The organism is Pseudomonas sp. AP3_22 TE3818, assembly GCF_053628995.1.
This window is the reverse complement of sequence record NZ_JBRJHL010000001.1, coordinates 1,986,384-2,002,232: the sequence shown is the minus strand read 5'-3', so window position 1 is coordinate 2,002,232 and position 15,849 is coordinate 1,986,384. Positions and strand designations below refer to the sequence as shown.

At 61.3% G+C, this 15,849-nt stretch carries 5 protein-coding genes; 1 reads left to right on the top strand and 4 read right to left on the bottom strand.

The genetic code is table 11. The features are described from left to right. Positions 1-96: 96 nt before the first annotated feature. The 3 genes from AB7M25_RS09265 to AB7M25_RS09255 all read right to left on the bottom strand — a co-directional run bounded on the left by AB7M25_RS09265 (position 97) and on the right by AB7M25_RS09255 (position 13,229). On the bottom strand, positions 97-1,407 hold the full coding sequence (locus tag AB7M25_RS09265; RefSeq protein ID WP_454237188.1) for an MFS transporter: 1,311 nt from the start codon (positions 1,405-1,407) through the stop codon (positions 97-99). A gap of 231 nt (positions 1,408-1,638) precedes the next feature. Further along, on the bottom strand, positions 1,639-12,588 hold the full coding sequence (locus AB7M25_RS09260; RefSeq protein WP_454237187.1) for a peroxidase family protein: 10,950 nt from the start codon (positions 12,586-12,588) through the stop codon (positions 1,639-1,641). A 299-nt stretch (positions 12,589-12,887) separates the two neighbouring features. After that, a complete protein-coding gene (locus AB7M25_RS09255; protein WP_429518927.1) occupies positions 12,888-13,229 on the bottom strand; it encodes a hypothetical protein in 342 nt (113 codons plus the stop codon). A 72-nt stretch (positions 13,230-13,301) separates the two neighbouring features. On the opposite strand from AB7M25_RS09255, the gene AB7M25_RS09250 reads away from it, so the two are divergent. After that, positions 13,302-14,810 carry a sensor histidine kinase gene (locus AB7M25_RS09250; RefSeq protein WP_429561345.1) on the top strand — a complete coding sequence of 503 codons (1,509 nt, stop codon included), beginning with the start codon at positions 13,302-13,304 and terminating at the stop codon, positions 14,808-14,810. A gap of 44 nt (positions 14,811-14,854) precedes the next feature. Here AB7M25_RS09250 and AB7M25_RS09245 read toward each other — a convergent pair whose 3' ends face one another. Further along, positions 14,855-15,565, bottom strand: a complete 711-nt coding sequence (locus AB7M25_RS09245) for a response regulator (RefSeq protein WP_429383668.1) — start codon at positions 15,563-15,565, stop codon at positions 14,855-14,857. Positions 15,566-15,849 lie beyond the last annotated feature (284 nt).

Below are 15,849 nucleotides of genomic sequence, written 5' to 3'. Positions count from 1 at the left end.
GAGCCGGCTTGCCGGCGATAGCGGTTTGTCGGGCGACATCGATGACAATTGTTCCGCCGCCATCGCCGGCAAGCCGGCGCCTACAGGTTCAAATGTTCAGGCCTTGGCCAGTTCCAGGCGTTCAGCGCTGGCATGGCGACGGGCGAGGGACAGCACGCACAGCAGCGAAGTCGCGGCGATCAGGCTGTAGAACAGCGCCATCGGCCACCACTGGCCGGCGAACCTGTGTGCCAGCATCGTGCCGATCAGCGGCGTCAGGCCACCGGCCAGCGCACCGCAAATCTGGTACGCCAGGGATATCGCGGTGTAGCGCACGCGGGTCTCGAACATGCCGCTGACGTAGCCGGCGATCACCGCGTAGAACGACGCCATGCACACCACCGCCAGGGTAATGCCGAGGATGATCAGCGGCGCCTTGGCCGAACTGACCAGCACGAACATCGGGTATGGCGAGACCATGGCCAGCAGCGACACCAGGCACAGGAAGCGGGTCGCGCCAATCTTCTCGGCAACCCAGGCCGCCAGCGGCTGGATGCAGAACTGGATGATCGCGACGAAGAACAGGCACTCCAGAATCAGCGAGCGCGGCAATGAGAGTTGCTGAGTGGTGTAGGCGATCATGAAGGTGTTGGTGAAATACACCCCGGCGATCCCCAGCGTGTTGGCGCCGATGCACAGCAGCAGCGGACGCCACGCGGTACGCAGCACCTCCATGACCGGCGCTTGCTCCTTGCGCTGGTTTTTACTGGCCTGCTCGCGGCTGGCGAGGAACTCCGGCGACTCATTCACCCCCAGGCGAATCGCCAGGCCCACCAGCAATAACAGCGAACTGGCGAGGAACGGCAAGCGCCAGCCCCAACTCATCAGGTCTTCCTCCGGCAAACGGGTGACGGCGCTGAAGGCCAGCAGCGAGAGGATCAATCCCGCCGGGCTGCCCAGTTGCGCAAACGAGGCGAAGAAATTGCGCCGGCCTTTCGGCGCATGCTCGCCGGCCATCAACACCGCCCCGCCCCACTCGCCACCGACGGCGATGCCCTGGACGATGCGCAGCAGGATCAGCAGCACCGGCGCCGCCGCGCCGATCTGCGCGTAGGTCGGCAGCAGGCCGATGCACACCGTGACCACGCCCATCATCAACAAGGTGATGATCAGCGATTTCTTGCGGCCGATGCGGTCACCGATATGACCGAAGACGATCCCGCCCAACGGCCGCGCAAAGAAGCCCACGGCAAAGGTGCCGAATGCCGCCATGGTGCTAAACAGTTTGTCGTCGGAGGGGAAGAACAGCGCGCCGAACACCAGCGCGGCGGCGGTGGCATAGATGTAAAAGTCGTACCACTCGATCATCGTGCCAATAAAGGCGGCGGCTGCCGCACGGCGCGGCTGGGACGAAGCTTGAGGCTTCATGGGTCGGGCTCCTTTGGTTATTTTTCTGGCAGGAGGGAAACGGCAAATCCGCGGCGCTCTGGCGGCGCCGGTCTGGGGATGATTTTTCGTTCCGGGACCATGATTAGTCAATTTTCTATTTATTATTCGAAGTATTACTCAAACTTATAATTGAATGAAATGAGAAAGGGAGGGCATCCATTGCCCTCCCCTTCGTCGTCCACGCTCCTTGCAACAGTGCTTGTCAAACCCTCACGAGGCCAGGATGAAGTCCGAGGCAGTGACGGTTGTTGCGTCGGCCACACCCACCAGGGTGATGGAATCCGCACCGAAGTTGACCAACGTATCCGCACCGAGATCGACGACGTTGACGCTGCTGCCAAAGGTCGCAGCCGTGATGTTCAACGAGGCAATATTGAGCAGATCCTGGCCTCCCGCCGGGTCGGTATCGAAGCCGACGATCCGGTCGTTGCCGAAGGCCGCTGCAAACCCGAAGATATCGTTGCCAGTGCTGGCAAACATCGTATCATTACCGGCACCTCCGACAATACTGTCATTGCCGGCACCGCCATCGATGATGTCGTTACCGGCGCCACCGAGCAATGTGTCGTTGCCGTCGGCGCCATTGAAAATGTCATTACCCGCTCCACCGGTGATGACGTTGTTCGACGCGTTGCCGGTGCCGACGAAGTTGCCGACGCCGGTGTAGAGCAGGTGCTCGGTGTTGGCGCCCAGTGTGTAACTGGACAGCGAGGTTTGTATGGAGTCCTCACCGCTACCCGCCAACTCGATCACCCCGTCCGCGGCTGAGTCGACGCGGTAGGTGTCATTGCCGAGTCCGCCTTCCAACCGGTCAGCCCCCGCACCGCCATCGATGACGTCGTTGCCGAGGCCACCCAGCAACGTGTCGTTGCCGTCACCGCCGTTGAGGCTGTCATTACCCACCCCACCGGTGATGATGTTGTTCAACGCGTTGCCGGTGCCGGCGAAGTTGCCGGCTCCGAGGTAGAGCATGTGCTCGACATTGGCGCCCAGCGTGTAGCTGTTCAGCGTCGTCTGCACGGAATCCGCCCCCTCGCCCGTCACCTCGACCACCAGGTCCCCGGCTGAATCGACGCGGAAGGTATCGTTGCCGGCTGCGCCGACCATCGCGTCATTACCCGCACCGCCCGTGAGGACGTCGTTGCCGGCGCCACCCATCAATGTGTCGTTGCCGTCACCGCCGTTGAGGGTGTCATTACCCACCCCACCGGTGATGACGTTATTCAACGCGTTGCCGTTACCGGTGAAGTTGCCGGCTCCGAGGTAGAGCAGGTGCTCGACATTGGCGCCCAGTGTGTAACTGGTCAGGGTCGTCTGTACGGAATCCGCCCCCCCACCCGCCGCCTCGGTCACCAGGTCCCCAACCGAGTCGACGCGGAAGGTATCATTGCCGGCTCCGCCGACCATTGCGTCATTACCCGCACCACCGGTGAGGACGTCGTTACCGGCACCACCGATCAATGTGTCGTTGCCGTCACCGCCGTTGAGAATGTCATTACCCACCCCGCCGGTGATGACGTTGTTCAGCGCGTTGCCGTTGCCGGTGAAGTTGCCGGCTCCAAGGTAGAGCAGATGCTCGACATTGGCGCCCAGTGTGTAACTGCCCAGCGTGGTCTGTACCGAATCCTGCCCCTCGCCCGTCAACTCGGTCACCACGTCCCCGACTGAATCGACGCGGTAGGTATCGTTGCCGGTTCCACCCGCCATCTGGTCATTGCCCGTACCGCCATTGAGGAAGTCGTTGCCCGCGTCGCCATTGAGGATGTCGTTGCCGCCCAAGGCGTTCAGGATGTCGTTGCCAGCACCTCCGCTGGCCACGTCGTCGCCTGCCGTGCCAGTCCATATGTCGACACCGGCGGTACCGACAAACACGTCACTGACCACTGTCGTTGCGCCAGAGATGACTCGCTCCAGTGTGCCGAGGTCATCGGTGTAACTGGCGACGACACGCAGTTGCTGACCGACCTGTGCCTGGTCGGGCGTGAAGGTCGTGCCCGTCGCGCCGGCGATGTCGGTAAAGATCGCGCCGCTCCCCACCTGCCACTGATGGGCAATCACCGAGGTCGTGGTCCCGTTGGCGTCGGTGAACGCATCCGTGGCGGTAAGTACCGAGCCTTTCGCCGGGGTCGTATCGCTGATCAGCACCGTTCCAACCGGCAAGACATTGACGGTGCCGGTACCGGCCGCCGAGATCGGTGCGGTCGGCGCCGAGAACACCTCTTCCAGCACGCCGTTGGCGTCCTTGTAGACCGCCCTGACGCGCAGAGCCAGCCCGGCTGCCACGACGAGTTCCGGGATAGCCGGTACGGCGCCGATGAGGGTCGCCGGTGGTGGGACCCTGAGTTCCGAGCCCACCGTGACGGTCGTGCCCTCTGCGCGCGCGACCTCGCCGGCGGCAAAGAAGGTGATGTCTTCGAAGACACCCGAGCCCGGACGCGCTTCGAACTGCCAGAAGTAACTGATAGGCCCGGTGATCGCGCCGCCGGTCGCGGTGTTGTTGGCATCCGTGATGTCTGCCGCCGATACCGTCAGCCGCTGGCCGACGGAGGGCGTAGGATCGTCGATCCTCAGCGAACCGACTGGCGCCGCGTTCAAACCGCCAAGCACGAGCGCCTGATCGGAGAACTGCAACCGCTCGATATGGCTGAGGGTGTCGGTCCCGTCCCTGCCAGCGACACTGTCGGTGACCGTAAAGGTGCCGTTGACGTTTTCGACCACGGTGTAATCCGCCAGATTGCCGGAGAACAGTGCCGTGTCGAAGTCGGGACCGGTCGCCGTCAGGATTTCGCGCACGATCTGGAGCTGGCCGGGGTTATAGGTACCGTTCAACATGAGCGGAACCAGGGGCGTCATGTTGTCGAAGGTTGCGATTTCCGGACCGGTGCCATCGATGTTCTGCCGCACGCTGATGCGCACGTTGAGCCACTTGTCGCCGTCAATCAGGTCGTCGCCGCCGCGGCCCTGGATGATGTCGCTGCCGGCGCCACCCAGGAGGATGTTGCCCCCGTCGAACTTGTCGTCGGCCGTGCCGGCGATGCCATCCGCGCCGTTGCCGGCGCTGCCGACCAGGTCCCGCAGACCGCTGATGAGGTCGAAGTTGGTAAGTACGCTGCCCTTGGCGCCAGCGACGGCGAGCAAGTCGGCAGTGGAGTCATCGCCACTGAGGAAGTCGGCATGGGCCGATCCCGACAGCCCTTCCACCAGGTCCAACCGGGCAAGGATCGACGCGTTGGAACCAGGCACCGCCGGTTGATCGAAGAAGCGCAACCTGGTGTTGAGGTCCATGGTCACGCCGCTCGGATCGTCCTTGTAGGTCGCCCAGTCGTACCCGGAGAACCCGATGAAACGGTCCGCCTCGCTAGGGCTGCCGACCATGATGTCATCACCGCCCTCCCCGTCGAAGTTGTCCGGTCCGCCATCGCCCAGGAAGACGTCGTTGCCATTGATCGGATCGTTGCCGAAGGGGTCGAAGTTGTCACCGGCAACGCCATCGGCGGATCCGCCCTGGATCCAGTCGTCGCCTTCGCCACCGCGCGCGAATTCATTCGCCTTGCTGCCGAGGATGAAGTCGTTGCCCAGGCCACCGCTGGAGTCGGCCGCGTCCTCGCCGGTGATGATGAAGTCCTGACCGGCCTGGCCGAGGATCAGGTTGAGGCCGTTACCGCCCTGGATGACGTCGTTGCCGTCCTCGCCGTGGATGACATCGTCGCCCCCCATGTCGGTGATGATGTCGTCACCGGTACCACCTAAGAGTTGGTCGTTGCCGTAGCCGCCATCGATCCGGTCGTTACCGGCATCGCCGTAGACCGTGTCGTCGTCCGAGTCACCGGCAATGAGGATGTCGTTGCCGGCCGTACCGCCCAACACGACCGTATCGGCACCGGTGTAGTGCAGGTAGTTGGTATCCGGGCCCGTCGTGGCGGGATTGTCGCGGATCACCAGCGGCGTGAGGAAGTCAGTGCGCGGTGAGCCGATCGGGTGGTCCGACGGACCAAATGGATCGGCATTGGCCGGCAGATCGTCGGCGGTGCCGACAATGCCGTCGGGTCCGGCAATCACACTGGGGTTGTACTGGTTCGCCTGGTTGACCTCCAACGTGTAGGCCGGCGTCAGGAAGACCCTGGCCGAAAGGTGTGTGGCATCGGTATTGGCCATCACCAGCGAGGCGAACGTGTTGTTCTCCAGTTCGGCGCCAAAGTCCATCGAGGCGGTGCGCTCCAGATAGTAGAAGCGGTCACCGTCCTGGAGTTTCTCCATCTGGTTCTCGAAGACGAAGTTGAAGGTCGAGCCGAGCATGCCGCCAAAGGGCATCTTCTCCTCGGCCAGCCCGCCAACCCAGAAGTCGACTGCATCCAGGCCGGTGATGGTCACATCGTCTGCCGTGTGCAAAACGCCGTCCGTACCCGCGGTGCTGGTCCAGGCACCGGTGCTGTTGAGGAAGTCGATGCGATCAGCCGGCGCACCCGCACCGCCGAGCACCAGCAGCGAGGCCGCCGCGCGCTTGTCCGCCAGCGTGAGGGCATCGGTGATGCTCGCATGCGTGCCGTAGGCGGCGATGAAGTTGATCAGCGATTCCGGGTGCTTTATGTGCTGCACGAAATCAGCCCAGCTCGTGTAGGGCTTGAGCTCTGCGTCGCCGGTGGGCCCATAGAACTCCCGCCGCGCCGCGTTCAGGGACGGAACGCCGGTATCGCGGCCACGCGCCAGGTTGATGGCGGGCAGATCGAGCGGCAGGCCCAGCAGGTTGTTGCGCAGGGCTTCGGTCACGAACTCATCGATCTCGTTGCCCACCTGGCGGGTCACACCGCGCACGATGGCACCGGCTGCCTCTTCCGGAGTGGGGCCGCTGCCCGCGAACTCGAGCGGGTTGAGGAAGGCCTGAATCAGCCCGATATCGCTCGAGGCAAAGTTCGGATCAAGCCGGTCGACCTGCTCCAGCAGCATCGAGTGCCCGAAGCGATAGACGGTGTGTGCGAACTCGGCAACGATGCTCGGATCGATCGCGGTGTCGTACACCTGGCCCGGGGCGAAGAAGGGATCGACCATCGGCTGGATGGTCCGCGCGAACTCCTCGAACACCAGGTGCTGGTACTGCATCTCGGTACCGAACTTCGCCGTCTGGAACAGGCGCTCGCCGTTCCAGTCCAGGGTCGAGGTGTCGGCCGGAACGGCAGTGACGGGCGTCAGCAGCCACTCGTTCAGGAACGACACATCGCCGCTTGCCGCTGTCGCCAGGACCACCTCCTTGGTGTGATCGACCAGGCGGTTGTGCTCATGGTGGAAGATGGAGTGGACGGTGGTCAGGCCGATGTTCTCGTTCACCCGGCCGTCGCCAGCGATGTAGTGCGCGTCCAGCAGTTCGTTGTCGTAGAAGCCCGGCGCAGGTGTACCGCCAACGACATTGTCGGCATCGGGCAGGAGTGCCGCGCCGGTCTGGTCGTCCACCGGAACGGCGGTGTGCGCAATGTCGTTGAGGAAAGCATGACCAGTGCGCGCGGCGTTGGCCAGGCTGATGGGCGCCGCCGGATTGCCTTCAACGAGCACATCGTCAGCCGTGCCGGCAATGCCGTCCAGGCCCAACATCACCACCTGCGGAAAACCGTTCGGACCCTTGATGAAATTGCCGTAGGCGTCGGTTGCCAGCAATGGCACGTTGTTGAAATCGGCATCGGTGAGATTGATCCCGAGCAGGTCATGGGCTTGCGCCTTGACCACCTTCCAGGTGGCCATGCCACCGATTTCGACGTCATCGGCGGTGCCGAAATGCCCATCGGCGCCCAGATCACGATTGGTGATCAACTTGCCGGTGGCCACCGGATCGCCCGCTGCGTTGAGCTCATAGGCACGCAGGAACACCTGGTGCGAAGGATGCGAGCTGTAGGTCTGGTTCTGATCGACAAACGGCGAGGTGGTGTTGGTGTTCTCGTGGATGTCGTCGGCCGTGCCCAGGATGCCATCGGGGCCGGGCTGATTGGTGGCGCGCGTCAGCACCATGAAGTTGGTCGGGCTACCGGGCACGAACAACGGGTCATCCGGCTGCAGCGGAATGAACACGGTGCCCGAACCGCCCTTGGTGACGAGGTCCAGGCCATGGTCGAAGAACTGGCCGAAGAAGGTCATCCATTGGTTGAAGGGCGCGGTCAGGCCCGCGTCGGGACTCACGTTCGGGTCGAAGAAGGTCTCGAATGTCGAGCCGTCGGTGCGGGTTCCGGTCACCACCTGCGCGCCGGCCTTGAGGACATCGTCTGCCGTGCCGAGGATGCCATCCAGGCCGGGATCGAAGGTGGCCGCGACCGCCGCCGGGTTGTTGGCGGTCTGGTCGACGATCAGGTTGCTGATGGTGCGCGGTTGCGAGTCGATCACCAGGCCGCTGGTCTGGGTGTAACTCGTGCCGGCGTCGGCCGGGCGGAAGTCCGGCGTGGTCAGGCGCGGGAATACGTTATCGGCGGCACCGTACTCGGGATGGAGCAGGTTGTTTTCCGTCCCTTCGACCGTGCGCAAACCGTAGGGCACGCGAATGTTCGGCAGCAGAGAAACCAGGTTCTCACCGGCCGCGTGGTGTTCGGCTATCTTGATCTGGTCAAGGATGAAGGCCAGGTCGGATTGCGTGTAACGCACACCGTTGCTGGGGGCACTGGTCTGCGGATCGATCAGCGACGGCGCTGGTGCGGGGGCTGGCGCCGCGGCCACTACTGCCGTAGTCGGTGCCGAGAATACCTGCTCGGTCACGCCATGATCGTCCGCATAAATGCCTTTGACGCGTACAGCCAGGCCGGCAAGATCCGAAGTCACCGTGAGCGTGGGCGCATCCGCTCTGGTAAATCCGATACCGATGCGGCCTGGCCCGAGGATGATGTCCTCGAACACGCCCGAACCTGGTGTCGCTTCAAACTGCCATATGTAACTGATGGAGTTGTGGATCGCTCCGCCGGCGTTGTCGCCATCGGTGATGCCTGCCGCCGACACGGTCAGCGTCTGGCCAACGGTCGGCGCAGCGTTGTCCACCGTCAGCGCACCCACCGGCTCAGCGTTGAGCCCGGGTACGAGGACCATGGATTGATCGGAGAACTGCAGCCGTTCGATGTGGGTGAGGCGGTCGGTTTCTTCCTTGCCGACATTGTCGGTCACGGTGACGATGTCGTCGGCAAAATCGAGCGGCGTGGCGTTATCGTTGACGGTGATGGTGTAGTTCGCCAGGGGGCCCATGAAGTTGACGGTGTCGAAGCCACCCACACCCGGCAGGATCTCCCGCACGGCGACGAGTTGCCCCGGATTGTAGGTGCCGTTCAACATCAGCGGGATCATCTGCGTCATGCTGTCGAAGCTGGCGATCTCCGGCCCGGTGCCATCCAGATTCTGATGCACGCTGATGCGCACGTTGAGCCACTTGTCGCCGTCAATGAGGTCACTGCCGCCACGGCCTTCGATGATGTCGCTGCCATCGCCGCCGAGGATGATGTTGCCCGCGCCGAACTGATCGTCGGCCGTGCCCCCGACACCGTCGGCTCCGAAACCGGCGCTGCCGACAAAGTCCCGCAGGCCGCTGACGAGATCGAAGTTGGTGAGGATGCTGCCCCTGGCCGTGATGTTGGCGATAATGGCCGCGTTTTGTTCATCGCCGCGCAGGAAGTCGGAGAAGGCCGAGCCCGACAGGCCCTCCACTTCCGCGAACCGGTCATAGACCGCATCGGGCGATTGCCCCACTGCGCCCACGATATCGCCGGCAGCATTGGGTACCGCGTGGTAGGGACTGAAGAAAGGAACGACCATGTCGACGGTCACGCCGTACTTGTCATTCTTGTAGGTGGTCCAGTCGAACCCGGACATGCCGTCCATCTTGTCCTGGGCATCGCTGGCGACGAAGGTGTCGTCGCCACCTTCACCGATCATTTCATCGAATCCGCCGGTGCCGATGAAGATGTCGTTGCCGGGCACATCGTCGGTCAGAGTCGGGCTCATGTTATCGCCCGGTGCACCGTCCTGGGTGCCGCCCTCGATCCAGTCGTCGCCTTCGTTGCCGGTCGGCGCAAGGTTGACCTTGGCGCCGAGGATGAAGTCGTCGCCCGCGCCGGCGAAGGTCATCGTGATGTCTTCGGTGGTGATGATGAAGTCTTTGCCAGCGCCGCCGAAGACCAGGTTGTTGAGGCCGAGGGTCGAGTTGCCGGCCTGGATGACGTCGTTGCCGTCCTCGCCGCGAAGGGTGTCGCTGCCGCCGATGTCGGTGATGATGTCGTCACCGGCACCGCCAAAGACGTTGTCGTTGCCGTAGCCACCGTCGAGCCGATCGTTGCCGGCGTCGCCATAGACCGTGTCGTCGTCCGAGTCACCGGCAATGAGGATATCGTTGCCGGCCGTACCGCCCAACACGACCGTGTCGCCGCCGGTGTAGTGCAGGTAATTGGTATCGGGGCCCACTGTGTCGGGGTTGTCGCGAATCACCAGCGGCGTGATATGGTCAATCCTTGGAGAGCCGATCGGGTGCTCTGACGGGCCAAACGGGTCGGCGTTGGCGGGCAGATCGTCGGCCGTACCGACGATGCCGTCCGGACCGGCCACCACACTCGGGTTGAATTGCTGCGTCTGGTCGACCTCCAGGGTGAAGGCCGGTGTCTGGAATATGTTGGCCGCCAGGTGTGTGGCGTTGCTGTTGAGCATCACCAGATTGGAGAACGAGTTGTTCTCGAGTTCAGTGCCGAAGTTGAGTCCTGCGGTGCGGGCCAGATAGTACAGACGGTCGCCGTTCTGCAGGTTTTCCAACTGGGTTTCGAAGACGAAGTTGAAGCTCGAACCCAGCTGGCCGCCAAAGGGCATTTTCTCTTCGGCCAGGCCACCGATCCAGAAGTCGATGGAGTCCAGGCCGGTGGTGGTCACATCATCTGCGGTGTGCAGAATGCCGTCCGCACCGGCGTTGCTGGCCCAGACACCCGTACTGTTCAGGAAGTCCAGGCGATCTGCCGGGGCCGTGGCGCTGCCGAGCACCAGATCCGCAGCCGCGGCGCGCTTGTCCGCCAGCGTCGTAGCGCCAGTGATGGTTGAATGCGTACCGTAGGCGGCGATGAAGTTGATCAGCGATTCCGGGTGTTTCATGTGCTGCACGAAATCGGCCCAGCTCGTGTAGGGGGTCAACTGGCTGTCGCCGGTCATGTGGTAGAACTCGCGCCGCGCTGCGTTCAGCGACGGGATGCCGGTTTCGCGGCCGCGCGCCAGGTTGAGGGCGGCAAGGTCGAGCGGCAGGCCGACCAGGTTGTTGCGCAGAGCGTCAGTGACAAACTCGTCGATCTCGTTGCCGACCTGCCGTGTGACACCGCGCACGATGGCGCCAGCCGCCTCCTCCGGCGTGGGGCCGCTTGCAGCAAACGCCAGAGGGTTGAGGAAGGCCGCGATCAGGCCGGTCTGTTGATTGCCCGGGTCAACCGGATTGCCATCGCCGACGACGTTGAAGTTGGGGTCGAAGCGATCGACCGTCTCCAGCAGCATCGAATGGCCGAAGCGAAAGACCGTGTGCGCGAACTCGGCGACGATCGCCGGATTGACGGTGGTGTCGTTGCCCATAGGCGCCAGGAACACGTCCACTTGCGGCTGGATGGTGCGCGCGAACTCCTCGAACACCAGGTGCTGGTACTGCATCTCGGTGCCGAACTTGGCGGCCTGGAACAACCGCTCGCCGTTCCAGTGCAGGCCTGCGATGTCGGTCGGCGTCACGGGCAGCGCTGTCACTTGGGCGTCGGGCATCAGCCACTTGTTCAGGAAATCAAGGTCGGCGGAAGCCAGCACCGTCTCCTTGGTCTGCTCAACCAGCCGGTTGTGCTCGCTGTGGAAGATGGAGTGCACCGTGGTCAGGCCGATGTTCTCGTTAACGCGGCCATCACCGGCGATGTAGTGCTTGTCGAGCAGCTCGTTGTCATAGGTGCCGGGGGCTTGCGGGCCGCCAATGACGGTGTCCGCGTCAGCCGTCAGACCGCCGGTGGGGTCGGCGCTGTGGGCGATGTCGATGAGGAACTGGTGGCCGGTGCGAACAGCGTTCGTCAGGCTGATCGGCGCGGCCCGGTTACCCTCGACCAGCACGTCATCGGCGGTGCCGGCGATGCCGTCCACGCCCTTCATCACGACTTGAGGGAGACCGTTGGGCCCCTTGATGAAGTTGCCGTAGGCATCGGTCGCCAGCAACGGTACGTCGAACACGTCTGCATCGGTCAAGTTGATGCCGAGCAAATCACGGGCCTGGGCCTTGACGACGGCCCAGGTGGCCATGCCGCCGATTTCGACGTCATCGGCAGTGCCGAAATGCCCATCGACACCCAGGTCACGATTGGTGATCAGCTTGCCGGTGGCGACCGGATCGCCAGCGGCGTTGAGCTCATAGGCGCGCAGGAACACCTGGTGCGAGGGATGCGAGCTGTAGGTCTGGTTCTGGTCGACAAACGGCGAGGTGGTGTTGCTCTGCTCGTGGATGTCATCGGCGGTGCCCAGGATGCCGTCGGGGCCGGGCAGATTGGTGGCGCGCGTCAGCACCATGAAGTTGGTCGGGCTGCCCGGCACGAAAAGCGGGTCATCCGGCTGCAACGGAATGAACACGGTGCCGCTGCCGCCCTTGGTCACGAGGTCAAGGCCATGGTCGAAGAACTGGCCAAAGAACGTCATCCACTGGTTGAACGGCGCGGTCAGACCCGCGTCCGGCGTAATGTTGGGGATCTGGAAGACGGAAACGTCGTCGGCGGTGCCGAACAGACCATCCAGGCCGGGGCTGGTGACGACCTGTGAATCCGGATTGGCCGCGGCGGCTGCGACCGCCGCCGGGTTGTTGGCGGTCTGGTCCACGATCAGGTTGCTGATGGTGCGCGGCTGCGAGTCGAACACCGCACCGCTGGTCTGCAGGTAGGAGGTCGGCGTGGTTCCGCCAGGATCGGCGGGCCCGAAGAAGCCGACCGGATGGACCTGCGCGGTATTGAACACCGGCGTCGTCATGCGCGGGAAGAAGTTGTCGGCGGCACCGAACTGGGGATTGGCCAGGTTGTTGTAGATGCCGGTTACGGTGCGCAGGCCGAAGGGGACTTCTACGTTTGGCAGCATGTCAATCAGACTCTCGCCTGCCGCATGCCGTTCGGAGATGAAGATTTGTTCGAGAATGAACTCGAGATCGGACTTGATAAAGCTGGCCATGGCTGTTTCCTCGATGCTTGGCAATCAGGAAACCACACGCATAAAACACGGTTGTAAACGCGTGGTTTAGTGCTGAAACCCACAAACAAAAAAATCGAAAATTGAACGACGGGACCTGCTACCACGGCCGCACCGAACCCTTGCCCAATTGCGTGCAATCAGCAGTGCTCGACTGAGGATTGATTCCCCGTGACAACCGTATCTACAGGCGGGTATTGCGCTTCAAGGAGGCGACGGCCCATGAACGCAGGTCGAATAGAAGGTGTGACTTGCGAATGGCCCCGTCACGTATCGGGGCGTTATGCATCTGTCCATGGAGCACTCTCAGGCATAGGGGGCTTGTCACAGATGCCACACATCCAGCGATCAGAGTCCGGGACTTCCTGAGGGGTGATGGCACGGTTCTGCGTCCATGCGGCTTCGTCAACAAGCCTTTTATCCATGAGAAAACTGGCATCGACTACGAATTGACTAGTATGTATTGGAGAGTGGTTGCTCACGCCTGGTGCAGGAGTCAGGAAATCATTCAAACCATGGGTCTGGTTCTGATTGAGTGGAGCACTATGGGTAATAACCCCCGGCTGTTGTTGCCGGAAGTAGCGATTACCCAGTCTGTTTGAGAATCTTTTTAAAATACTCATCGCGCCTCCCGCCCTCAACCTCAAACACCAGTTTTACACTCCATTGAAAATGAGTATTGAGGGGCTACCCGGATGTGTACAGAGACGAAGGCCCAGCCAAATTCCGAGACCTTGGTCAACGAATCCGATCAGACCTTGGTCGAATCGGACATGGGCCTAAAGTCCCATGGCGCAGGGCCCGGGAGACAGGGAACCGGTGCGAAATTGCGCCATTTAAGCCGCTCAACCCAGTTCGTGATCTGCGCCACAATCATCCTGGGCTTGACCATGACGTTCGTTGGAAACCTCGTAAGCCAGAGCATCGAAGATGCAACGGTTCAAACGGCGGCAGAGACGGGCGCGCGTTATATGCAGAACTTTCTCGAACCTTTCGTCCAGGGATTGACCACGGCAAAGGAACTCCCCGATGAAACCATTCAGACCATTGATCACCTGCTGTCCAGCACCTCGCTCAGTACACATGTTGTCTCGGTGAAGATCTGGTTGCCAGACGGCACCATTGTCTACAGCACCGACAAATCCACGGTCCAGAAAACGTTTCCGACAGAGGAGATCTCACAGGCACTGACGGGCAAGATCTATACAGAGTTCGACAATGAACTGGGAAGTTATTCGGTGGACGATGTTGAAGATGCCTTTGAGCGAAGCCTGAATATTCCGCTCTATGAAATATTTGCTCCACTGCGCGAAGCGGGTACTGGAAAGATTATTGCGGTGGGTGAGTTCTACGAAACTGCGGAGGCGTTACAGCGCGAAATCAATAACGTTCGCAAAAAAGTATGGGGGATTGTCGGGACAGCAACGACAGCCATGATTTTACTGTTGTTTTTTATCGTTCGACGTGGCGACAAGATAATAAAACAGCATGAAACAGCACTTAAATGGCGAATGGATGAGCAAACCAGATTGCACTCAAACAATGCCGCCCTTCAGCGCAAAGTCACTAAAGCCAATCGCGAGTTCTCCAGAATCAATGAACTCACTCTGCGGCGGATCGGGGCAGATCTGCATGATGGTCCCGCCCAACTGTTGGCACTTATTCTCCTTCGCCTTGAAGAGCTCGAATCTTCGGAAGGTGTCTCGGATGTAGAAGCCCTGGAAATGATCAGGCGTGCCGGCCAGGATGCTTTAAACGAAGTGCGGGAAATATCACTCGGCCTGGCACTTCCGGAAGTCAATGACCTGACCCTGCACGATGCCCTGGTATTGCTGGCCGAACGCCACGAAGAGCGAACCGAGACGCGAGTCGATCTGCAGCTTGATACGCTTCCGGACGATGTACCGGTAGCGCTTAAAATTGGTATTTACCGCTTTGCCCAGGAAGCTTTGAACAATGCCTATGTTCACGCCGGGGGAAAAGGCCAAAAACTCAGCGCCTCACACTCTGAAGGACTGCTGGAAGTGCAAGTCGAGGATGCGGGAGTGGGTATTTCAACCGAGAAACCGAGTGTGCCAGCTCGAGGTAGAACTCGTCTGGGCCTTGTCGGCATGCGCTATCGCGTCGAATCCCTCGGCGGCGTATTCATCATCGAATCAGCTCCCCAGGCCGGAACCAAAGCCAGGGCGCAGTTCAAAATCTGATAACCCGTACCAGATTGATCGTTGCGCCCAAGTCACCGCAGCGCTTATAGCTCGTTATTCGACTTCCTGTTGTCATTCCAGTCGCGGCGCTGAAGAGCACCACACACGCTGGATATATGGTCACTCTCCCAATGCCGTATCACTGCAGCCACCGCCTGCGTCCGGTTACGAACGCGCAGCTTGTACATGACATTCGTCATGTAGTGCTTGATGGTCTTCTCGCAGAGCTCAAGCTTGATAGCCACCTCGCGGTTGGTCAGGCCCTTCGATACCTCTCGGATAACCTGTTCTTCGCGATGGGTCAGCTCGACCTTTTGCTTGTCGCCCGCGTTCTTTCTGATATTGCTTAACAGCCTGCCGGCAAGTTTAGGGGTAATGAAGGTTTCACCCCCGGCAACATTTCTGATGGCTTGCACAAGCTCAAGACCGCTGATGCCTTTCAATGCATAGCCCTGCGCGCCCGCTTCGAGGGCGGAATAGGCGTCCTCGATGGACTCGGATACCGTCAGCATCAATATTTTAACGGCCGGCGAAGACGCCGAGATCGCTCGCACGGCAGCAAAGCTGTCGCCCGGCATATTGACATCCATCAGCAACACATTCGGAGCAAAACGAGCCGCAATCTCCATGGCATCATCGGCCGACCCGCCCTGCTCGACCACCTGAAAGTCCGCTATTTTCTTCAACGCCATTGCGACCCCATCCCTTAACAGTGGGTGATCGTCAACAATGCCAATCTTGATCGTGGGACTCATAAGAAGCTCCTCATGAGAGGCGATGGAGCGCAAAGTTGGTGTCGCGTGTTTCATTTTTTACCCCTCGCGTCCGACCGAACCCGGCAAGCCTGCCGTCTCCATGATGTCCGGGACGACGGCTGTTGCGGGTGACTGAGGGTGGTGCAACAAATGAGCCATTACCCGGGGGCGAAGAAAAAGCTCAGATTAATGAACAGGCTGTTTCAGAATGTTTCAAGCGAGAGAAAGCGTGAGGGGGAATATTCCTCAACTTTGGTTGTAACCGCCCGGTTGGGTGGGTGTAA